Origin of the sequence: Tumidithrix elongata BACA0141 (genome assembly GCF_036349135.1) — a bacterium.
GTDB classification, from domain to species: Bacteria; Cyanobacteriota; Cyanobacteriia; order Pseudanabaenales; family Pseudanabaenaceae; genus Tumidithrix; species Tumidithrix elongata.
The window spans coordinates 1-20,838 of the sequence record NZ_JAZBJZ010000095.1 but is presented as its reverse complement, the minus strand read 5'-3'; the positions used below and the strand labels follow the sequence as shown (position 1 = coordinate 20,838).

The 20,838-nt window shown below is 45.9% G+C and carries 18 protein-coding genes; 10 read left to right on the top strand and 8 right to left on the bottom strand.

What is annotated here, in order from left to right:
• The 3 genes from V2H45_RS19050 to V2H45_RS19040 all read left to right on the top strand — a co-directional run.
• Positions 1-640: AAA family ATPase (locus V2H45_RS19050; RefSeq protein ID WP_330485260.1), on the top strand; the 640-nt coding region annotated here is incomplete at its 5' end.
• A 4-nt stretch (positions 641-644) separates the two neighbouring features.
• Positions 645-1,292 (top strand): RloB family protein, encoded by a 648-nt coding sequence (locus tag V2H45_RS19045; RefSeq protein WP_330485261.1) that lies wholly within the window; start codon positions 645-647, stop codon positions 1,290-1,292.
• 80 nt (positions 1,293-1,372) lie between these two features.
• Positions 1,373-1,807: an allophanate hydrolase-related protein gene (locus V2H45_RS19040; protein WP_330485259.1), complete on the top strand. Its 435-nt coding sequence runs from the start codon at positions 1,373-1,375 to the stop codon at positions 1,805-1,807.
• Between the two features lie 266 nt (positions 1,808-2,073).
• Here V2H45_RS19040 and pntB read toward each other — a convergent pair whose 3' ends face one another.
• The 4 genes from pntB to V2H45_RS19020 form a co-directional block, all read right to left on the bottom strand.
• Positions 2,074-3,507 carry a Re/Si-specific NAD(P)(+) transhydrogenase subunit beta gene (gene pntB / locus V2H45_RS19035; RefSeq protein WP_330485258.1) on the bottom strand — a complete coding sequence of 478 codons (1,434 nt, stop codon included), beginning with the start codon at positions 3,505-3,507 and terminating at the stop codon, positions 2,074-2,076.
• Positions 3,508-3,537: 30 nt separating this feature from the next.
• Entirely contained in the window at positions 3,538-5,160 is a 1,623-nt protein-coding gene (pntA, locus tag V2H45_RS19030) for a Re/Si-specific NAD(P)(+) transhydrogenase subunit alpha (protein WP_330485257.1), read from the bottom strand.
• Between the two features lie 300 nt (positions 5,161-5,460).
• The gene (locus V2H45_RS19025; RefSeq protein WP_330485256.1) at positions 5,461-5,640 is read right to left on the bottom strand and encodes a hypothetical protein; all 180 of its coding nucleotides are present in this window, start codon (positions 5,638-5,640) and stop codon (positions 5,461-5,463) included.
• Positions 5,641-5,645: 5 nt separating this feature from the next.
• Entirely contained in the window at positions 5,646-6,185 is a 540-nt protein-coding gene (locus tag V2H45_RS19020; protein WP_330485255.1) for an HAD domain-containing protein, read from the bottom strand.
• 319 nt (positions 6,186-6,504) lie between these two features.
• Here V2H45_RS19020 and V2H45_RS19015 point away from each other — a divergent pair, with 319 nt between their 5' ends.
• The 4 genes from V2H45_RS19015 to V2H45_RS19000 all read left to right on the top strand — a co-directional run bounded on the left by V2H45_RS19015 (position 6,505) and on the right by V2H45_RS19000 (position 10,437).
• The gene (locus V2H45_RS19015) at positions 6,505-7,896 is read left to right on the top strand and encodes an NAD-dependent malic enzyme (protein WP_330485254.1); all 1,392 of its coding nucleotides are present in this window, start codon (positions 6,505-6,507) and stop codon (positions 7,894-7,896) included.
• 239 nt (positions 7,897-8,135) lie between these two features.
• The gene (locus V2H45_RS19010) at positions 8,136-8,687 is read left to right on the top strand and encodes a Uma2 family endonuclease (protein ID WP_330485253.1); all 552 of its coding nucleotides are present in this window, start codon (positions 8,136-8,138) and stop codon (positions 8,685-8,687) included.
• A gap of 314 nt (positions 8,688-9,001) precedes the next feature.
• A complete protein-coding gene (locus tag V2H45_RS19005; RefSeq protein WP_330485252.1) occupies positions 9,002-9,640 on the top strand; it encodes an ABC transporter permease in 639 nt (212 codons plus the stop codon).
• A 98-nt stretch (positions 9,641-9,738) separates the two neighbouring features.
• Entirely contained in the window at positions 9,739-10,437 is a 699-nt protein-coding gene (locus tag V2H45_RS19000) for a hypothetical protein (protein WP_330485251.1), read from the top strand.
• Positions 10,438-10,689: 252 nt separating this feature from the next.
• On the opposite strand, the gene hisI is transcribed toward V2H45_RS19000, so the two are convergent.
• The 4 genes from hisI to V2H45_RS18980 all read right to left on the bottom strand — a co-directional run bounded on the left by hisI (position 10,690) and on the right by V2H45_RS18980 (position 14,728).
• A complete protein-coding gene (gene hisI / locus V2H45_RS18995) occupies positions 10,690-11,037 on the bottom strand; it encodes a phosphoribosyl-AMP cyclohydrolase (protein ID WP_330485250.1) in 348 nt (115 codons plus the stop codon).
• A 32-nt stretch (positions 11,038-11,069) separates the two neighbouring features.
• Positions 11,070-12,917 carry a protein kinase domain-containing protein gene (locus tag V2H45_RS18990; protein ID WP_330485249.1) on the bottom strand — a complete coding sequence of 616 codons (1,848 nt, stop codon included), beginning with the start codon at positions 12,915-12,917 and terminating at the stop codon, positions 11,070-11,072.
• Positions 12,918-13,040: 123 nt separating this feature from the next.
• Entirely contained in the window at positions 13,041-13,736 is a 696-nt protein-coding gene (locus tag V2H45_RS18985) for a PsbP-related protein (protein ID WP_330485248.1), read from the bottom strand.
• A gap of 278 nt (positions 13,737-14,014) precedes the next feature.
• Positions 14,015-14,728, bottom strand: coding sequence for a hypothetical protein (locus V2H45_RS18980; protein ID WP_330485247.1), 714 nt, complete (start codon positions 14,726-14,728; stop codon positions 14,015-14,017).
• 257 nt (positions 14,729-14,985) lie between these two features.
• Between V2H45_RS18980 and V2H45_RS18975 the strand changes: the two genes are divergently transcribed.
• From V2H45_RS18975 to recQ, 3 genes are read left to right on the top strand one after another with little or no spacing between them, the layout of a single operon-like run.
• Positions 14,986-16,776, top strand: a complete 1,791-nt coding sequence (locus V2H45_RS18975) for a serine/threonine protein kinase (RefSeq protein ID WP_408648833.1) — start codon at positions 14,986-14,988, stop codon at positions 16,774-16,776.
• Positions 16,777-16,810: 34 nt separating this feature from the next.
• Positions 16,811-18,448, top strand: a complete 1,638-nt coding sequence (locus V2H45_RS18970) for an Hsp70 family protein (protein ID WP_330485245.1) — start codon at positions 16,811-16,813, stop codon at positions 18,446-18,448.
• Between the two features lie 28 nt (positions 18,449-18,476).
• Positions 18,477-20,675: a DNA helicase RecQ gene (gene recQ / locus V2H45_RS18965; RefSeq protein ID WP_408648832.1), complete on the top strand. Its 2,199-nt coding sequence runs from the start codon at positions 18,477-18,479 to the stop codon at positions 20,673-20,675.
• The last annotated feature ends 163 nt before the right edge of the window (positions 20,676-20,838 follow it).

The following is a 20,838-nucleotide window of genomic DNA, read 5'->3' as shown; positions in this document are numbered from 1 at the left end:
CATTTTCCTCAAATCCCTTCCTACTCTTGTTTGTATTTTTAGAGATGCCCTTAAAAACATTGACTTAGGCTTTGACAATGTCGTTAGAATGGATGCCAATATTCCCCCAGATTGGTTATCACAAGAGCAGTTAGCTATTAATCAATCTGATATCAATCCACCTAAAATGACCGCAATTCTTGCGACTCATAAATACTACGATATTGAGAGGAAAGAATCTTCTATCCCTATAGGACTCGATATGCAGTTGAATGAGTCTGAAGGAACTAACAAACTATTTGCTATGGCAGGGCATCTTATTGATAGCCTAGAAAATGGGAAAATTTTTCTGATTGATGAATTAGATGCTAGATTACATCCATTAATGACTCGTGAAATTATTAGTTTATTTAACTCCAACGAGACAAATCCAAATAAAGGCCAGTTAATATTTACGACCCATGACACGAATTTGCTCAGTAATAAGTTCTTTCGTAGGGATCAGGTTTGGTTTACTGAAAAGGATAAATATGGGGTAACTCATCTTTACTCTCTTGCAGAATATAAAGTTAGGAATGACGCATCATTTGAGAGTGATTACATTCAAGGTCGCTATGGTGCTGTTCCATTTATTGGCGATCTAAGTCACCTGATAGGATGAGCATATAACTAAAAAAGGCTCTAGCAGTAGGTCATCTCGCGGTTACTCAAACCGAAGTGTCGATCGCCTACAGCCCATTCCTAAATTTCTCATCGTTTGTGAAGGGGAGAAAACTGAAAAATACTATTTTGAAAAATTTCCTGTGCCCACAAGACCCAAAGTTATCGTTAAGGGCATAGGATACGTTACGCTCAGCCTTGTAAAAGAAACGATAGAACTAGTAAAAAATGAAGATATAAAAATTGGAGACGGCTATGAAGATCAGGTATGGTGTGTGTTTGACCGAGACTTCAAAAAAGAAAATTTCAATGCACAGAATTATAACTCCGCGATCGCTCTCGCCCAAAAATCAGAATTTCATGTAGCTTTTTCCAATGATGCATTTGAACTTTGGTACATCCTACATTTTGAGTATTATGAATCGGAAACACATCGTGAGGATTATGCAAAACTCCTTGAAAAGAGATTAGGACATAAGTATGAGAAAAATAGCGAAACAATGTATGAAGAGTTGTTGGATAAGCAACCTAAGGCAATTCAACATGCAAAGAAGCTTCTAGAAAGATACGATCCAGATATGACAGGAAATCACAACCCCTCTACCACAGTGTATTTATTGGTCAAAGAACTGAACAAGTTTATGCGTAGATGAATGCTCAATCCAAATCTGAATAGTGACAGATTTTTAGTCTAAAATCTGTAATCTGAACTAACGTAGATCCCTTAATCCCCATGACGAATTCCCAAAATCCTCCATCAGACTCCTCTATCGCAATCCAAGTCGCTGTAGTGGGAGCACATCTGACAGGACAACCTCTCAATCATCAACTCACCAGTCGCAATGCCACACTGGTTAAAGCTACACATACAGCACCGATCTACAAGCTATTTGCCTTGGCGGGAACTGTTCCAGCTAAACCCGGTCTGGTTCGCGTCGATCCTAATCTCGAACAAGGTGTGAGTATTGAGGTTGAGGTATGGGCGATGTCAGAATCAGCCTTTGGTTCTTTTGTGGCTGAGATTCCTTCTCCTCTGGGGATTGGTACGCTGATTTTAGAGGATAACGAAAGCGTGAAAGGATTTATCTGCGAACCCTATGGACTTATCAATGTCAGAGATATTTCCAGCTATGGGGGATGGCGTGCCTATCTTGCCGATCTGGCTTAGGATTTAGCTCTTGAATCTGACTAGCTAGATTTTGGAATAGGAAATCCTGAAATTCTTTGCTTGCTTCTACGCTCTCTTGGTTTATTTCGCTTTTCCTGTAGGCATTCCTCCTCTGGAGACTAACGTTACGATCGCTCACGCAACAATGGCTTTCAGGATTTTAGAGAACTGGATTAGGCTTATTGTGTTGCATACTCCGTCCTCGTAGGAATAAAGCATTGCAGAGAGAGTTCACGAACTCTCTCTGCAATGGGTGCGAGAGGGAATTAAACCTTCGCTAGTACCTTCTCGGGTGCTTCTTCGTTAGAAGCGATCAGTCTACTTAGAATGGCATCCACATTTTTCTTGGCATCGCCAAATAGCATTTGGGAGTTAGACTTGTAGAACAAGGGATTTTCCACACCTGCATAACCACTTGCCATCCCGCGCTTCATCACCACGACTGTCTTTGCTTTCCAGACTTCTAGGACAGGCATACCCGCGATCGGGCTGGATGGATCTTCCATGGCACTGGGATTAACCGTATCATTGGCACCAATCACCAATACGATATCGGTCTTTGGGAAATCTTCGTTAATTTCGTCCATTTCCAAAACGATGTCATAGGGAACATTCGCTTCCGCTAGCAACACATTCATGTGACCGGGCAGGCGACCTGCAACTGGATGGATACCAAAACGAACTTCGATATTGCGATCGCGTAAAATCTTGGTGATTTCCGAAACAGGATGCTGCGCCTGAGCTACAGCCATACCATAACCAGGTACAATAATCACGCTCTTCGCTTCGTTCAGAAGTTCGACGGTTTCGTCAACCGAGGTCGGAACCACGTCACCAGTTGGCCCTGCCGCCGTTGGGGCTTTACTCGTACCCGTACCAAATCCACCCAGAATAACGCTGATAAACGAACGGTTCATCGCTTTACACATGATGTAGCTCAGAATGGCACCACTGCTTCCCACCAACGCACCTGTAATAATCAACAAGTCGTTAGAGAGCATAAAGCCTGCTGCCGCTGCCGCCCAACCAGAGTAGCTATTCAGCATGGAGATGACAACGGGCATATCTGCACCGCCGATCGCCATGACCAAGTGAACGCCCAGTACCGAAGCGATCGCAGTCATAATCAGAAGCGATTGCAGTCCTGTAAGAACTTCACCGCCCATAAACTGAACACCCAGCCATAGGGTTGCCACCAGCATGCCGATATTGAGCAAATGCCGTCCGGGGAGCATTAAGGGCTTACTCCCGATGATCGTGCGTAGTTTGCCAAAGGCAATAATTGAGCCTGTGAAGGTGACAGCCCCGATAAATACGCCTACGAAAATTTCAATCTGATGGATGGTGGCTTCTACGCCAGTTAGGGAAGATGAGGGCTCTAAATAGCTAGCTAGACCGACCAAAACTGCGGCGGCTCCGACAAAACTATGCAAAATCGCCACGAGTTCGGGCATGGAGGTCATTTCTACCCTCGCTGCCACCAAAGCACCGATCGCCACACCGGGCAAAACCACGGCTGCCAAGGTTCCATAGGAACTAACGGCTGGACTTAAGGCCGTCGCGACAATGGCGATCGCCATCCCAATAATGCCAAACAGGTTGCCTTTGCGGGCAGTCGCCTGATTGGCCAGTCCACCCAAACTGAGAATAAATAAAGCACTCGCGGCAATATATGCAACGGTGAGCAAGTTATATGACATAGTTTCTAATTTCTACTTAAATATTTGGCTTTATTTCTGGAACATCTTGAGCATGCGTTGGGTAACCAAAAAGCCACCAGAGATATTGATGGTTCCCACGAGAATGGCGATCGCACCGAGAATTGTAGTAGGCGAGGTTAGTTCCCCAGAAATCTGGAGCATGCCACCGATAATGATGATGCCGCTAATCGCATTGGTAACGCTCATCAGAGGTGTATGTAAAGCAGGCTTTACGTTCCAAATAATTTGCCAACCAACAAAGCAAGCCAATACAAAGACCGTAAGGTGAGATAGGAATGAAGGAGGTGCGCCAATGCCCATACCGACAAGGGCGGCTCCTAACACCACTGGCCAAAGTAGCCCTGATGACCCTTTTGATTTTGGGGTTGTCGCAACGGGTTGAGCCACTGGTTCAACCTTTACTTCAGGTTTAGGGGCTGCGGGGGCAGGAGTTGCTTGGGGTCTCGGCCAAGTCAGTTCGCCATTATGCAAAATTAACGCACCCCGAACCACTTCATTGTCTAGGTCGATTTTGTATTTACCAGCGCCGCCCATATCATCTAAGAGGTGGCAAAGATTGGTGCCATAGAGTTGGCTAGATTGAGCTGCCATGCGGCTGGCTAGATCGGTAAGACCGACGATTGTGACACCCTTATAGTCATAAACCTCACCGGGTTTGGTCACGGCACAGTTACCACCCTGTTCCGCAGCCATGTCCACAACCACCGAGCCTTGTTTCATGCTCTCGACAGCCTCTTGAGTCACCAATAGTGGAGCCTTTTTACCTGGAATCAGAGCTGTAGTGATAATAATATCGACTTCCTTGGCTTGCTGAGCAAACAATGCCATCTCTGCGTCAATAAACTCCTTACTCATGGTCTTGGCATAGCCGCCTTCTCCTGAGCCATCTTCTTTAAAGCTGAGTTCTAAAAACTCTCCCCCTAAGCTTTCTACTTGCTCTTTAGCAGCAAGACGCGTGTCAAAAGCTCGCACGATCGCACCTAAACTCTTCGCCGTTCCAATGGCAGCGAGACCAGCAACACCAGCACCGATGACCAATACCTTGGCGGGGGGAACTTTCCCTGCGGCGGTAATCTGCCCCGTAAAGAAGCGCCCAAAGTTATTTGCAGCTTCAATCACGGCACGATAGCCAGCAATGTTAGCCATGGAACTCAAGGCATCCATTTTTTGAGCGCGACTGATACGTGGAACGGAATCCATTGCCAGTGCCGTTGCTTTCCGTCCAGCTAATTGCTGAAGTAGGTCTGGATTTTGAGCTGGCCAAAGGAAACTAATCAGCGTTCCGCCTTCTCGAAGCAACTCGGTCTCATGCTTGCCGAGATCGTGGTTGATATCGGGAGCGCAAACCTTAAGCACGATATCGGATGTGCTCCAAAGTGTCGCAGCATCTGCCACAATCTGACAGCCTGCTTGGCTAAATGCCTCATCGGTAAAGCTTGCAGCTTTACCAGCTCCAGACTCAATCAGAACCTCAAAACCGAGCTTCTGTAAACGTTTTACTGTATCGGGTGTAGCGGCTACACGGCACTCACCAGCCCTTACTTCTTTGGGTATGCCTACCTTTAGGCAGGTTTTCACGGTGTGGGTGCCATTCTGGCTTGTTTCGGTTGTTTTTTCAATCGTGCTTGACATGAATTCTCCTTAATCCATAAATCCATAACCAATACTTTGGACAGTTTTTAGTATTGCGAGGGTGACTGCATAGACATGACAGCTATTCATTGCAGAGGGTTAACAGTATCAACAAACAGCCAGATGAACAGCGGTATGAATATTTACAGAGTCTATTTGAGAATGTGATCGTTTTTACAAAACCTCAATAGAAATTTAATCTGATTTTGTTTCCTATCAACGATCGCTGTCTTATCCCGATCGCGGTCGCGCCTCTCTCACCGTGCCAAAGGCTTGTCAGATAATATTTCCAAACTAATTTTACTGTTTGTTAAGATATGACCAGTTAGATGAAGCGATCGCGCTGGTAAATTTCACTCCCAGATTCTTTTCAGGAATTCTTAGTGATTTGTTCGGTATATAGCCAATAAGTTCGCCTGTTTTGGTGAATTGCTTGTAGGCCCACATTTGAAGATTGCCTATTGGTTTGCGATTGGGCATCACTTCTAGTCAGCCAGCGCGATACCTAAAGCATTTAAGATTGAATCGATATTCCAAGATTGAATTCCCAGCGATAACGGATCGGAAGGATGGATAGTATTAATTAAATGGACTCGCGTATCAAATTTAGCCCAAGTAAGGGCAGATTCTGGGAATCCATCTTCAATCCATATAATTTTGGAAGCGTTCCCAGCATGATAAAGAACCGAGATGGTTTTGCCATCTTCTAATTCATCGAGTGTCAATTGTTTGCCGTACTTTCCTGTTATATACCGACCCTTTTCAAAAGAGATAGGATAGCCCACCGTCCAAGGAGCTATGCCAGCCCACCGATTCCAGACATTGGAATGTTCTCGCCAACCTGAAGACATCCAAATGGGTTTGATATGCTTTGCTCGATCCACTGCACTTAGGAAAGGCTTCACCATCGATGATGGACTGCCATATAAATCCCTACCTTGGTATGTGCCAAGAAGTTGCGATCGCGAATTGACACTTGTGTTAACGACCCCATCAATATCAAGAAAAAGAAGGACTGGCTCCATTTGCTTCGCTTCCTATGGGTATTCATAAAAAGTATTCGCACCGATAAATCTTACAGCAAAAGCAATTCATACAGAGAGATTACCTATGCAAAAAGATGGCAAAAAAGATGGAGGTATGGTTATTTTTGTAACGCCTATCCTAAGCGGACATGGTGTATTTTAGGCTCAGCGCAAACAAGCAACAATCCTAACTTAGTTGTAAACTGTGGGATAGTTGGTTGTCCAAGGTCAGGCAAGAAGCCTAACCCACATCAGTTCTTATGAATTAATTCGGATTGTTATATCAACGGAAACTACTCTCAAACGTACACAATTTCTAATGCAACAACTTACCCCCAACCCCAGTTTTAGTCTTACTATCAGAGTGCAACTGCCCAACCGAGCAGGAATGTTGTCTTCAGTGATCAAAGCCTTAGCCGATGCCGGGGGGAATCTTGGTCAAATCGATCTGATTCAGCAAACGCGTAAAATTTCTGTGCGTGACATTACGGTAAACGCCTACAGTTCCGAGCACGAAGAAGAACTCGTCAAGGTGGTTAAGGAAATTCAGGATGTTCGATTTATTGACGTGCACGATCGCACGTTTAATCTCCACCAAGGTGGCAAAATCAGCATTCACTCTAAAATTCCAGTCAAGGGACAAGACGATCTAGCAATGGTCTATACTCCCGGTGTGGGCAGAATTTGCATGGCGATCGCGGCGGACAAGAGCAAAGCCTATGACTATACGATTAAGTGCAATACGATCGCCGTTGTCACCGATGGTAGTGCCGTGTTAGGTCTTGGCAATATTGGTCCCGAAGCTGCCATGCCCGTCATGGAAGGTAAAGCGATGCTGTTTAAACAATTCGCTGACCTAGATGCCTTTCCCATTTGCCTCGCTACCCAAGACGTCGATGAAATTGTCCAAACCGTGAAATTTCTCGCGCCCACATTCGGTGGTGTCAATTTAGAAGACATCAGTGCGCCGCGCTGCTTTGAAGTCGAAAAACGCCTGCGTGAAGAACTAGACATTCCTGTGTTTCATGACGATCAGCATGGAACTGCGATCGTGGTAGTGGCAGCAATGCTCAACGCGCTTAAGGTCGTCAACAAGCCGATTGAGAAGGTTCGCATTGTGATGAATGGAGCGGGTGCTTCGGGAATTGCTGTGGCAAGGCTTCTCCGCAAGGCAGGTGCGGCAAACATTCAAATGTGCGATTCCCAAGGGTGTATTTCTACCGATCGTCCTAATCTATCGCCTGAGAAGCTGGAATTTGCTAGCGAAAAAGTAGGCAGCCTTGCGGAAACCATCAAGGGAGCCGATGTGTTTGTCGGTCTGAGCGTCGCGAAAGCCCTTTCGCCTGAAATGGTTCGCAGCATGGCTGAAGATCGCATTGTCTTTGCGATGGCAAACCCCACACCTGAAATTCAACCCGAACTGGTGGAAAATGATGTGGCAGTGATGGCAACGGGACGCAGCGACTATGCCAACCAAATCAATAATGTCTTGGCGTTCCCCGGTATCTTTAGAGGTGCGTTGGATGCCCGAGTCAAACGCATTAGCACTGAGATGAATCTGGCGGCTGCCCAAGCGATCGCCTCTTTAGTCAGCAGTAGCGAACTGGCTCCTGATTTCATCATCCCTTCGGTATTCGATCCGAGGGTCTCTAAGGTGGTGGCATCGGCAGTTCAGCAGGTTGCCTATCAACAAGGCTTGGCAAATTCTTAGGCAATATCAGTTCGGGTTAAGGATTTCGGAACAAAGCAAGCCGACTTACTGGAAGCGAGGGGTTTGATCCCCCTGCCCGATAGGGCATCCCCCTTGCGAAAGGGAAGTGAGTTCTCCCCAGCCTACTTTTTGTAGGGGGGAGTTTTTATTGGGCGGGGTGAACTTCTCACAAAAGTGATAATCTGGGTGTATTCGAGCGCTGCGCAAGGTAACTACTTCAGCAAGACTGAGGAGGCATGATGACTCAAACCATTACAAAATTAACCCTTCAAGAATTTCTGGCACTTCCCGAAGGAGACGTTACTTGCGAACTGATTAACGGAGAGGCAGTACCCAAAATGTCACCCAAAAGATTTCACGCTTCGCTTCAGGCTGAATTGCTGGCAATCTTACGGGCTTGGTGTGCAGGCGATGGTTTTGTTTATCCTGAATGGGCGATCGCATTGCAGCGAAATGGCGAAGATTGGTGTCCCGTTCCAGATTTGACCTATATTTCTGCGAATCGATTGCCGCCCGATGTGGGGAATGAAGCTTGCCCAGTACCGCCTGAGTTGGCGATCGAGATTATGTCTGAGGGACAGGCGTTTAAGCAGTTTATCGAGAAAGCTGCGGATTATCTCAATGCAGGAGTAGATCGGGTATGGATTGTCGATCCTGTGTCGCGCAGTATTACGGTGTTTTTTGGCGATCGCCCACCCCAAACCTATACAGGCTCAACGCCACTAACCGATTGGATGTTTGCTAATCTGGAACTGACTGCATTACAAGTATTCCAACAAGCAGGGATTTAAAGGGAAATTTATGAGCGATCGCTGCTTTACAAGAGAAGTTTTGATTAAGCAAGATTAAGGAGAAGACTATGTCTCAGGCTATCCAATTACGGGGTCTATTACTTGATATTGTTGCCCTAACTTTTGTAACACTACCGAAAAATGCCCAAAGAAAAAGTATTCTCACAGCGATCGCAATCTGCAAATACTCTGCGACTCTATCAAGAACTAGAAGACTGCATCAAAAAAGCTGAAAATAGCTAGGGAAGGAAGATTAAAACTTCTTAGTCTAAATGAAATATGTTTATACGTTAGAAACTCTAATATAGAGAATTATGAATCTGAGTGAATTCTTCTCAAGATACGGTGCAGAAATCGTCCAGCGAAGTTGGGAACACCTTATGCTGGTGACGATCGCTTGCGGTATTGCTATCCTTATCGGTATTCCCTTGGGCATTTTAGCAGTTAGGCATCCAAGTTTCAGAGCAATCGCGATCGGAACGGCGAATATCATTCAAACAATTCCGGGCTTAGCCCTTTTAGGATTTCTAATTCCTTTGGGAATTGGGGTGCGATCGGTGATTATTGCTCTCGTGCTCTATGCATTGCTACCGATTATGCAAAATACCTATGTGGGAATTTCGGCGATCGACAAATCAATTTTGGAAGTGGGCGAAGGCATGGGTATGACCAAGTGGCAGCTACTGATGCAAGTGGAGTTGCCTCTAGCCATGAGTACGATTTTAACAGGGGTACGGGTAGCGATCGTGATTTGCGTGGGTGTCGCAGCGATCGCAGGGGGATTTGGCGCAGGAGGCTTAGGGCAGTTTATCTTTCGCGGACTTGCCACAGTAGATAATTCCCTCATCTTGGCGGGGGCAGTGCCTTCGGCTTTGATGGCATTGCTTGCGGATTTGGGCATAGGATGGTTAGAGAAAAACCCGATCGCTAAAACCTCTTACAGACAATGCTAAGCTTTCAAAACTCTTCCCTAAATTTATTGCGACCGAATCACCCACTCACTCGGAATCGTCGAAATCAGGTTGTCTTTGGGGGAATCTTTGCCTTGTTTTTGTCTATCGCAGCATCTCCAGTTCTAGGCAGTTCATTACTGACAGGAAAAATGATAGAGCCGTTACCAAAACCATCTTTAATGCTTAGTAACGCGATCGCAGAAGCATCATCTTTAGAATGGAACGTAACAACGCAACAAGAGGGCGATTATTTTAATTATTATTTGGCAAGTGTTAGTTACCGAAAGCAGGGAAAAATTGTTTGGACAAGCTCTTTACCCAAATGGTTGACCCAAAAAGCGATCGAACAGAGTTATAAAAAACCTGTAGATATTCATTCTTACAATGGATTTCCATTTTTGTTGGGCACAGTCTTTACAGACAGCGAAATTTTTGTCGCAGATAGTAGTGGGGTCTTCGTGCTCGATCGCAATACGGGCAAAATCCTAAAAGATAAACCAGCCGAGCCCTCCCCCGATCTTTTCTTTGTTGACTGGGGAACTGCTTCGATTACGACACAAACCCAACGTTGCGACCTGCAAATTCAAGGGGGACAATTTTTGAGTGCATGTGGAGAAGTTCTCGTCTATTTTAATCGCAAAAATCTATGGGTCTGGAATCGCTCAAACCAACTTGTAGAATCTGTAAACTACAGTCAAAGCAAACACAAAATTGATACCCATAGACCTTTAAACTACAAAGCCAGAATTTCTCTTAAAACCGTTGTTGTAGAAATTAGTGGTTTTGTCGGTGAGTAACTCAAAACAGCGATCGCAAGGCTGTTGCCAAAGGGTATACTGAGAAACCGTGACTTAAGATAGATCGTTATATCGGGCAAAGGTGACTACCGATAGATTCTCTTATTAGGCATCAACTCTATTATTAATGAAGGACTCCTCACACACCTAATCAAGCACCCGTATAGGATCCTTAAAGTACGGGTGCTTTTTGTTTACTACAAAATGTTTCAGAGTAGTGTAGGGAACCCGTGGTGAATTTACCCCAACTGCTCAAGTTTCCGCCAATTCTACTTCTTTAAAAAAGCAACTTCTAGCACCAGTGTGACAAGCAATATTCCCTACTTGCTCGATTTTGATCAGGAGTGTATCGGCATCACAGTCATAAAATAGCTGTTTCACTTTCTGAATATGACCCGACGTTGCGCCTTTGTGCCAAAGTTCAGAACGAGAGCGACTCCAATAGTGGGCTTCTCCCGTAGCAACAGTTAAAGCGATCGATTCGCGGTTCATCCATGCCATCATCAGCACAGCCCCATCTTGATAATCCTGCGCGATCGCAGGAATCAAACCATTGGCATCATATTTAAGGTTCGCAATCCAATCAGTGCTTGGAATCATAGTTGTCATCACAAAATACGCTGGGCATAAAACTAAGGAATCTTAACATTCGTGTTGAGTTTGAAGCTATTGATAATTTTGTTAATAGAAGTTTTTAAACGAGGGAACTGCTCCGCCAAGACCCCAGTCGTCAAAAGGGTAACTTTGTCATCTTTTTTCCAGATAAAGCTATTTCCCTGAATTCTTGCCGTAGCGCCTTTAATCGTCTCATCAAATCCCCAAACGATTTCAATACTGCCATCAGGTTGAGAGATTGGTGCATCCAGCGAGAAACCTGGTTTAGAACCAAAGGTATTCTTTAAGAAGGTTTGAAGAAGCTCAGTCAATTTCTCAGGGGCTGAGTCGGGAGGAGCTTTAAAGATATCAACGGCAACAAGCGCGTTTTGGGTGGGGTCAAACCAAACAACAATGACTTCCCCCGGTTTACTTGTATCTGTAGGTGTCCATCCCGTTGGTATAGCAAGCTCAAACAAGCCTGAGCTATGTTTAAAGGTGTCGAAAGAAGTAATTTGCACCTGTTGGAACTTCTTAGAGGAATCGTTCCCTGCATTTGCTTCTGTTGTTGGCTCAGGTGTGGATGATACTTCAGGAGTTGGGGAGGTATCAATATTTACGGGGTTTTTCTGAGAATCAGAATTCTCATTCCGATTTGTAGTTTGTACGGATTGACCAGAATTTGGTAATAATTTAGGGACGACAAAAAGTCCTATGACACCAAGAACGACAACACCTGCTCCAATCAAGGCTCCTAAGATTACTGAGGGATTTGAAGGAGAGGATTGAGAACTTGGTTGGGAAGTGGAAGGTTGAGGATTTGGCGGATAAAACGATTGAGGGGTTACGGGTACGGTATTTTGCTGAGAATGGGGTAGGGGATTGGGTTGATAGTTAGCTGGTGGCTCATTTTGAGGCGAAGTAGAAGAAATAATGGTTGCAGGGGCAGATGAAGCCGATCCTGGTGTAGTTGGACGCGCGGGGGATGCGATCGCTGGATTGGTTCCACTAGAAACCACTGTGGGATCGCTATGGGTTGCAGGTGTATTGGCAATGGGAGTCGCGATCGCTTTGAGCGCCTGTAATGCCTCAATGGCTGACTTATAGCGTTGGCTAAAGTGATAATGCACCATGGTCTGTAAAACATCTGCGAGCGCATCACTGACTTGGGCGCGATCGCGCCAAACAATTTCACCCGTATTCGGATCTTCAGGCAGTTGTTCGGGTTGAAGTCCTGTAAGAGCTTGAATTCCAATCATGCCCACGGCATAGACATCACTGCTTAGTCTAGGCTTTCCCTTAGCTTGTTCGCTGGGCATGTAACCTGGGGAGCCGATGCTGACCGTAACATTGGTTTGCCCCTGCGAGTCAACACCCAAAATGCTGACATCTTTAACTGCGCCAAAATCGATTAAAACAATCCTTCTGTCTCGGTTTCGACGCATTAAGTTTTGCAGCTTGATATCACGGTGAATCACATTATTTTGATGCACAAATGCCAAAACATCGAGAATTTCCAGCAAAAGATTAGTTACTTCATATTCAGGTAGCTTTATGCCTGCCTGAATCTCTACGGACAAGTTATGACCATCAACAAACTCTTCGACTAAATAAAAACCGCCCCCTTCTTCAAAGTGTGCAAACAAATCTGGAATCTGAGGATGGGCATTCCCTAGTTTGTATAAATATTCTGCCTCGCGCTCAAACAAATTTTTCGCTACTGGTAAAACGCCAGGCGATGTATCTTTAGGCTTTAACTGTTTAACCACACATTTGGGGCTTCCGGGTAAATCTCTGTCTACCGCAAGGTAGGTGTCACCAAATCCCCCACTGCCCAATACTTCTGTAATGGCGTAGCGATTTCTCAGGGTTGTGCCAACGAGCATAATTTTAGGTTGGTATGTTGATCTGGTCAGTATGACAAGGCGATCGTCGAGTGTAGTAAACCAATTTTGGCACAAGCGATGATGCGGTGACAAGCAACCCCGCCAAAGCAATGAACTTGGGGACTAAGGAATTTTTGTGGCAGGATCGACTTTAAAGCTGTTCACAATCTTGTTAAACGAATCTTGTAAAGTTGGGAATTGTGCCTCAATGGCTCCCGTGGTCAATAAAGAGGCTTTATCTCCTTGTTTTGAAATAAAGCTATTTCCTTGAATTCTAGCAGTTACCCCTTTTACAGTCTCATCAAAGCCCCAGATAATTTGGACACTACCATCAGGCTGCGGTGTGGGATTTTCCATAGAGAAGCCAGGTTTACTGCCAAACGTCGCCTTGAGAAAGGTCTGGAGCAACTCAGGTAACTTGTCAGGTGACCCACCTTCAGGAACCTTAAAGATATCTACTGCAATCAAAGCATTTTGCGTAGGATCGAACCACACTAGAATCACTTCACCAGGTTTGCTTGAATCTGTGGGACTCCAACCGTTCGGAATATCGATTTGAAAAAGTCCAGAGCTATGTTTATAGGTTTTTAGCCCATCGATCTTAACTTCTTGAAACTTTTGGGCTGAGTCTTGAGATGATTTGGTCTCAGTAGGTTTACCTACCGCTTTAATGCCATCTTTCTTAGAGTCATTGGGCTTGACAATTTCAGAACTAGATAAAGTTGTGGGAGATGAAGTTTCTTTGGGAACTGACGGTGTGCAGCCAGCAACGATCGCATTGGCAGACAATATTGAAGCAATCAGGTATCTCAGTCGCATTTTGACAACTCAAGCTTTTCAATAGCAATTTTTAAATTCGGTTTATTTTTAAGCAGAAGATCGATGAAGTGGGTCGGGATAACTAAACGCAGGATGGGTTAGGCGCAACCGTAACGCATCAAATCCTTTAGTAGGAAAGGTTACGCGATCGCTAACCCATCCTAAAATGATTCATTTTAAATTCACTGACCTAAACTTAACAAATGCTTTTAGAAGGAATGCTCTCCCAACTTAAAGCTAAACAAAGAGAGCATTCCCAAAGGTTTTAAGAACTGGGATTAAGGAACTTTAACGTCAGTGCTAACTTTTTGGCTGTTCGCAATCTTGGTGAAGGAATCTTTGAGCCCATCAAACTGGGATTCCAAAGAACCAAATGTGAGAATTGAGAGCTTGTCACCTTTTTTCTCGATAAAGCTATTGCCTTGCAGTTTTGCCTTGAGACCTTGGGATGAAGCGGTTGCACTGAAAACGATCTGGACGCTGCCATCGGGTTGAGGCATAGGCTTACCCATCTCAAAATCAGGCTGAGAGCCAAACAGACCTTTGACAACGGTTTCTAGGACTTCAGGGAGCTTATCTACAGGAACATCATTAGGTGGGGTAAAGATATCAGCTGCAATCAAAGCATTGCCTGTAGGATCGGTCCAAAGTACGATGACTTCACCTGCTTTGCTGGAATCAGCTTCTTTCCAGCCCTTGGGTACTTGCATCTCAAAAACCCCAGATTTGTGTTTGTAGGGCTCAAGCTGATCGATAGTAACCTTAGCAAATTTATCGCTAGAGTCCGTTGCTTTGGGGCTAGCTGAGGCTGTAGGCGTAGCTGAAGTTGTGGGGGCTTTGGGGGTAGCTGAGGCTGTGGCGGTAGAAGTAGCCACAGGACTTGTTTTTTCCACAGGTGCTGTAGGGGTACAGGCGGCAAGCGCAATGCTTCCCGACAACACCGATAAAGCTGCGATCGCTGTATGTTTCAAGCGTAATGATTTAAATGTCATGATCGATCTCCTCACACTTGTAATAAGTAAAAAAACTCACCTACGATGTTAGCATCTAGGCATAAAACATAACAAAAGTTGAAATTACAAATGCCCCAATATATGCATGCAGGTGTCCTCAGATCCTTTCTGGATAGGGAACTCACCGTAGAGTTTTACAACTATTGAGCGTTGCGATCGTATTGAATTCATCGGGAGCTATAGATGGCAGTTAATATAGATAAAGTCAGTAAGTTCGTCTCAAATTTATCTCTATGATGTCAACCCTATTAGACAATCGCTATCGCGTACTACAGGTACTGGGAGGGGGTGGCTTTGGTGAGACATTTTTGGCTGAAGATACCAAGATGCCGTCAAATCGCCGTTGCGTGATTAAGCAGTTAAAGCCGATCGCCGACGATCCAAAAATGTATAAGCTTTTACAGGATCGGTTTCAAAGAGAGGCGGCGATTTTAGAGGATCTGGGCGAACTACATCTCTACATCCCAAAACTTTATGCCAGCTTTACGGAAAACGGCAAGTTCTACCTCGTGCAAGAATGGATTGACGGACAAACACTGACTGCCAAGTTGAAGTCTGAAGGTGAATTAGATGAGGCGACCGTAAAGACTATACTGGCTAGTATTCTGCAAATTCTAGACTACGTGCATGGTAAGGGCATTATCCATCGCGATATTAAACCCGACAATATTATTCTGCGAGCATCCGATCGCCATCCCGTTCTGATTGATTTTGGTGCGGTTAAGGAAACAGTGAGTACGGGGATCAATCCCAAACAGGTGGTTAGCTCGATCATCATTGGCACCCCTGGGTTTATGGCATCGGAACAGGCAGCAGGAAGACCTTTCTTTGCTAGCGATATTTATAGCTTAGGTCTGACGGCAATTTATATGCTGACGGGTAAACTTCCTCAAGAGCTAGGAACAGATACCCATACAGGTGAAGTGTGTTGGCATGAGTATGCATCTCAGGTTAGTCTTGGCTTAAAAGCCACCATCGATCGCGCCATTCAGTTTCATCCTCGCGATCGCTTTACCAGTGCCAAAGAAATGCTGAGTGCGTTGCAATCGGACGATCGCACGGCAATGATGGCGGCTTCGACTCTGCCTACGGTGGCGATCGCTGCCCAAGGGAATCGCATTCCTTCCCAACTGCCAAATTCGGAAGCACAAAAACAATTTCGTGGAACTTTAGCGGCAGAAAACGGAGCGACCCTAGTACCATCCTTAGGTAGAAGACGAAGTTCTAAGCGATCAGGCATAGCCACTATTTTAGTGATTCTATCCATTGGTGGGCTTGGAGCGTTAGGGGTTTTTATTGCAAAGAACGTAAAGTTTGGGCAGAATAATGTTACTAGCACGGCCAATCCCACACAATCCGTCCCATCCAATCCACAACCTGATTCCTTCTTCTTTCTAGCTGATTCAGCGTTTCAAGAAAAGCCTAGAGCCGAAAGTCAAGTAAAATCCCTGCGAGATAAGGGCTACAATCAAGCCGATTCTTTTTTGCTGACTGACTATCCCAACCTAGGAGACAAAAAATCTTTCCAAGTTTATATCGAGCGCTTCGATAATATAGACCGCTGCATTGTCCAGTTAAAAATCTACGGTCAAAAGAACCCTGATGCCTATTGCGCCTTTGCCAGCAAGGATGCTAATGCTTCTATCCAGAGAGTTACTGCGGCGGATGTCATTCCTAAGCCCAAACCCACAGCCGTAGCTAGCATATCACCAGAACAGGGTGTAAGAGATTATTACGGTCTAATTAACGAACGCAAGTACGATTTAGCATGGAAGCGTCTGTCACCACAGTTCCAAGTCAATACAGCCAAAGGAAATGATAGCTTTTTAGATTGGTGGAAGCAAATTGACAAGGTAAGCATTGACAAGGTTCGAGTCGTTAAGCAAACTTCTAACTCCGCAATTGTGGATGCAGATTTGGCATACTACAAAAAAAGCGGTGGCGTTTTTCCTGAGACTTTGCGAATTACCATGACTTGGGATGAAACCAGCAGTACGTGGATTTTTACTGAAACCAAATCTAGATAAGCTTTATAGACCGAATAAGAAGAGGGATTGAGTCATGGGTGCGATCGCAATTGATTTTGGTAGCAGTAACACAGCGATCGCGCGATGGAATGTGGTGAGCAATCAGCCCGAGACCCTGCGGATTCCCGATCTGAGTCGCACCCAACCTCATGATTTTTTGATTCCATCTTTAGTGTATTTGCAAGATGCGATGCAGGGTCATGCTGAGATCGGGCAGATTGTGATTAATCGCGGCAAGGATATCGAAAATCCACGTTTCTTTGACCAACTTAAGCGGCGATTATCGACTGCAACGGGCTATATCCCAGAATTAGATGGCGTAAAGGTAACTCCAGAATTTGTCGGGCAGCTATTTTTAGATCGAATTTTTAGCTGTTTGCGATCGCAGCAGATTCCACTGACGGAAGTGATTTTTACCGTACCCGTGCAGTCCTACGAACGTTATTTGCGCTGGCTAGAAAATTGCATGAGCGAGTTTTCGGCTGCTCAGCCCCATCCAAGTGGCAATTTACAAGTGCGCCTACTGGACGAGCCTACTGCTGCTGCTTTAGGCTATGCGATCGCACAGCCAAATTCTCTCGTGTTGGTGATTGACTTTGGTGGCGGAACTTTAGACCTAGCCCTAGTACGAACTCCGCGTACAGAGAATCTGTCGGAATGGGGTGAATATCTTGGGAAAGTTGACTCAGACTCTTCCCAATCAGGCGATCGCGAACTGTCGTCGGATCGTAAAGTCGAGGTGATTGCCAAGACGGGTCAGGTTTTGGGTGGCGAAGATATCAATCGCTGGCTCTTGGAAGATTATTTGAGCAACCACGAAATCGAGGGTGCTTCGAGGAACTCCCATTTGCTACTCTCACTGATGGAAAGGGTGAAAATCGGACTTTCGACGGAAGATTCGGCTTCTGAGGTGTTTTTTGATATCGAGAAGCAGGAAATCCATGACATCCTGTATACGCGATCGCAGCTAGAGGAAATCCTCAAAAAGCGAGGTTTCTATCAAGTCCTGCAAGTAGCGATCGATGAGTTGGTGAAACGAGCTTTTAGCAAGGGAATTCTCAAAGGCGAAATCAAGCATATTTTGCTTGTGGGTGGTTCCACATTAATCCCTTCGGTGCGAGCCGTAATTGCTCGTAATTTCCCCCTAGCGACCCTCCATACAGACAAACCTTTTGAAGCCGTGGCTCATGGTGCATTAATGCTAAATCATGGTACAAAAGTCCAAGATCACCTCTTCCATTCCTATGCGATTCGCTATTGGGATCGCCAATTGGAGCAATGGCAATACCAACCATTATTCTTGAGGGGGCAAACCTACCCAACGCGCTATCCCTACGAAATTTTCTTGCGTGCCTCTCAACCCGATCAGGAGTCGATTGAGCTGGTGATTGGCGAATTAGAAAAACGGGTATCTGGATCGGCAGAAATCATTTTTGATGGCGATCGCCTCGTCACAAAAATCGAGTCTGCAGCTTCGGAAGTATTTCTTGCCTTGGGTGAGAACGAGGCTCCTCAAGCAATCGCACGACTAGACCCCCTAGGACAGCCAGGCAGCGATCGCTTACAGGTTCTGTTTGAAATTAGCGAACAAAGGGAATTGCTGATTACGGCGATCGATCTCGCTACGCAAAAAAAGCTAATCGCAAATCAATCTGTGGCAAAATTACGCTAGGTATTACGCTAGGTAAAGGAACTCAATACTGACAAGCATGGATAATCTCAGTAAATCGCTCAAGCAGTATTTTGGGTATGACAACTTTCGCCTCGGGCAACGCGAAATCATTGAAGCCGTGCTAGCGGGAAGAGATACGATCGCGATTATGCCCACGGGAGGTGGTAAGTCGATTTGCTTCCAGTTGCCTGCCCTCATCCAAACGGGGATTACAATCGTGGTTTCGCCGCTGATTGCCTTGATGCAAGATCAGGTGGCAGCCTTGCAAGAGAACGGCATTGCCGCTACATTTCTCAACAGCAGCATCGCACAGAACGAGGTGGCAACGCGATCGCAATCGATTTTAGAAGGTCGCACCAAACTCGTCTATGTTGCACCAGAACGCCTGTTTTCAGAACGATTTTTACAGTTCCTCGACGTGGTGCGCGATCGCGTCGGCATTGCCGGCTTTGCGATCGACGAAGCCCACTGCGTATCGGAATGGGGGCATGATTTCCGTCCAGAATATCGTCAGCTAGCCCAGTTGCGCGATCGCTATCCCCATGTTCCTGCGATCGCCCTGACTGCCACCGCCACCGATCGGGTGCGGCAGGATATTTCTAACCAACTGCAACTGCGCCAGCCCTTTGTGCATCTTGCCAGCTTCGATCGCCCCAATTTGTACTACGAAGTCTTGGAGAAAAAAAGCGAGCGCGATACCTACGCCAAACTCTTGCAGCAGGTTCGCCTTCAATCTGGTGCGGGCATCGTTTATTGCCTCAGCCGCAAGCGAGTCGATGAAATTGCCCAGAGGCTCCAAGAAGATGGAATCGATGCGATTCCCTACCACGCGGGGATGAACGCCAGCGATCGCGAAGCTAATCAAATTCGTTGGATTCGCGATGATGCAAGGATTATGGTTGCCACGATCGCCTTTGGCATGGGCATTAACAAGCCTGACGTTCGTTTTGTAATTCATTACGACCTACCGCGCACGATTGAGGGCTATTACCAAGAATCGGGACGAGCGGGTAGAGATGGCGAACCCTCACGCTGTACGCTATTTTTTGGGTATCGCGACATTGAAACCGTCAAATATCTGATTGCCCAAAAAGTCGATCCGCAGTCGGGCGAACCTCTGGAAGCCGAACAACGCATCGCCCATCAGCAATTGCGCCAAACCCTCGACTATGCCGAAGGATTGGAATGTCGCCGCACGATTTTATTGCGTTATTTTGGTGAAACCCACACGGGGAATTGCGATCGATGCGATAACTGCCGATCTCCAAGACCGCTCAAAGATTGGACGATCGAAGCACAGAAGTTTCTCTCCTGTGTGGCGCGTACCCAAGAAAAGTTTGGCATGACCCACATCATTGATGTGCTGAGGGGTTCGCGCAAGGAGAAGATTTTACAGCACGATCACGAGAAGCTCTCTACCTATGGCATTGGCAAGGATCGCAGTGCCGATGACTGGAAACAACTGGCGCGATCGCTGATCCATCAAGGCTTGCTCGATCAAACCACGGACGGCTTTGCCATTCTCAAGCTCAACCCATTGAGTTGGGAAGTGATGCGCAAACAACGTTCCGTCATGCTTGCTCTAGAACCCAAAGCAGAAAGCACCACTTCCTCAGATCCAAGTTCCTCCGAGCGTTCCGATCGCTCGGAACGCGAATTCACGAGAGATGCCGAACTGCTTTACGATCGGCTACTTGCCCTGCGTAAACGACTCGCCAGAGAACAAAATGTCCCTCCCTATATTATTTTTCATGACTCGACGATTCGGACAATGGCAAAAGATCGCCCCACTACCCTAGAGGCATTTAGCAAGCTATCTGGCGTCGGTACGCGCAAACTGGAACAGTATGGCGAAATTTTTGTAGCGGCGATTCTCGAATACGAGCAAGCTAGTATTCCCAGTCCGCGAAATAAATTTTCGACTACTCAATTGGAAACCTTAGCGCTGTTCGATCGCGGCTTAGATATCGAAGTGATCGCCCGCGATCGCAACCTCAAACCCAGTACGATATGGGCGCATCTATCGGAAGCAGTCAATCTAGGACATGCGATCGACCCCGATCGCCTCATTTCCCCTCCACGTCAAGCCACCATTCGCGATGCGATCGCTAAACTTGGCATGACCTCCCTCAAACCAGTTTTTGAACATTTAGAAGGTGCGTACAGCTACGACGAACTTCGCTTTATGGCTGCGATCGCGCGTATGAAATCTGGCGAACAGAGTTAGGTAACTGATGATGGAATACCCCATGGAAAGTAGGTAGGCGTGAAAAAGATAAAGTATGTAAAGGAATATAAAGCAGCTAGGTTTTATTAAACCGAAATCGCTCAACTCGCCAATTCAAGAATGAAATGCAACGGGGTCTGATGAAGCAAAGAATACTTCGTAA

What these genes read in the sequence shown, in the direction of transcription:
- V2H45_RS19010 (WP_330485253.1), top strand. Translation starts at nt 8,136, where the DNA reads ATGACTCAAACCATTACAAAATTAACCCTTCAAGAATTTCTGGCACTT.
- V2H45_RS18970 (WP_330485245.1), top strand. Translation starts at nt 16,811, where the DNA reads ATGGGTGCGATCGCAATTGATTTTGGTAGCAGTAACACAGCGATCGCG.
- V2H45_RS18980 (WP_330485247.1), bottom strand. Translation starts at nt 14,728, where the DNA reads ATGACATTTAAATCATTACGCTTGAAACATACAGCGATCGCAGCTTTA.
- hisI (WP_330485250.1), bottom strand. Translation starts at nt 11,037, where the DNA reads ATGATTCCAAGCACTGATTGGATTGCGAACCTTAAATATGATGCCAAT.
- pntB (WP_330485258.1), bottom strand. Translation starts at nt 3,507, where the DNA reads ATGTCATATAACTTGCTCACCGTTGCATATATTGCCGCGAGTGCTTTA.
- V2H45_RS18990 (WP_330485249.1), bottom strand. Translation starts at nt 12,917, where the DNA reads ATGCTCGTTGGCACAACCCTGAGAAATCGCTACGCCATTACAGAAGTA.
- V2H45_RS18985 (WP_330485248.1), bottom strand. Translation starts at nt 13,736, where the DNA reads ATGCGACTGAGATACCTGATTGCTTCAATATTGTCTGCCAATGCGATC.
- V2H45_RS19015 (WP_330485254.1), top strand. Translation starts at nt 6,505, where the DNA reads ATGCAACAACTTACCCCCAACCCCAGTTTTAGTCTTACTATCAGAGTG.
- V2H45_RS19020 (WP_330485255.1), bottom strand. Translation starts at nt 6,185, where the DNA reads ATGGAGCCAGTCCTTCTTTTTCTTGATATTGATGGGGTCGTTAACACA.
- V2H45_RS19040 (WP_330485259.1), top strand. Translation starts at nt 1,373, where the DNA reads ATGACGAATTCCCAAAATCCTCCATCAGACTCCTCTATCGCAATCCAA.
- V2H45_RS18975 (WP_408648833.1), top strand. Translation starts at nt 14,986, where the DNA reads ATGTCAACCCTATTAGACAATCGCTATCGCGTACTACAGGTACTGGGA.
- V2H45_RS19025 (WP_330485256.1), bottom strand. Translation starts at nt 5,640, where the DNA reads ATGCCCAATCGCAAACCAATAGGCAATCTTCAAATGTGGGCCTACAAG.
- V2H45_RS19005 (WP_330485252.1), top strand. Translation starts at nt 9,002, where the DNA reads ATGAATCTGAGTGAATTCTTCTCAAGATACGGTGCAGAAATCGTCCAG.
- pntA (WP_330485257.1), bottom strand. Translation starts at nt 5,160, where the DNA reads ATGTCAAGCACGATTGAAAAAACAACCGAAACAAGCCAGAATGGCACC.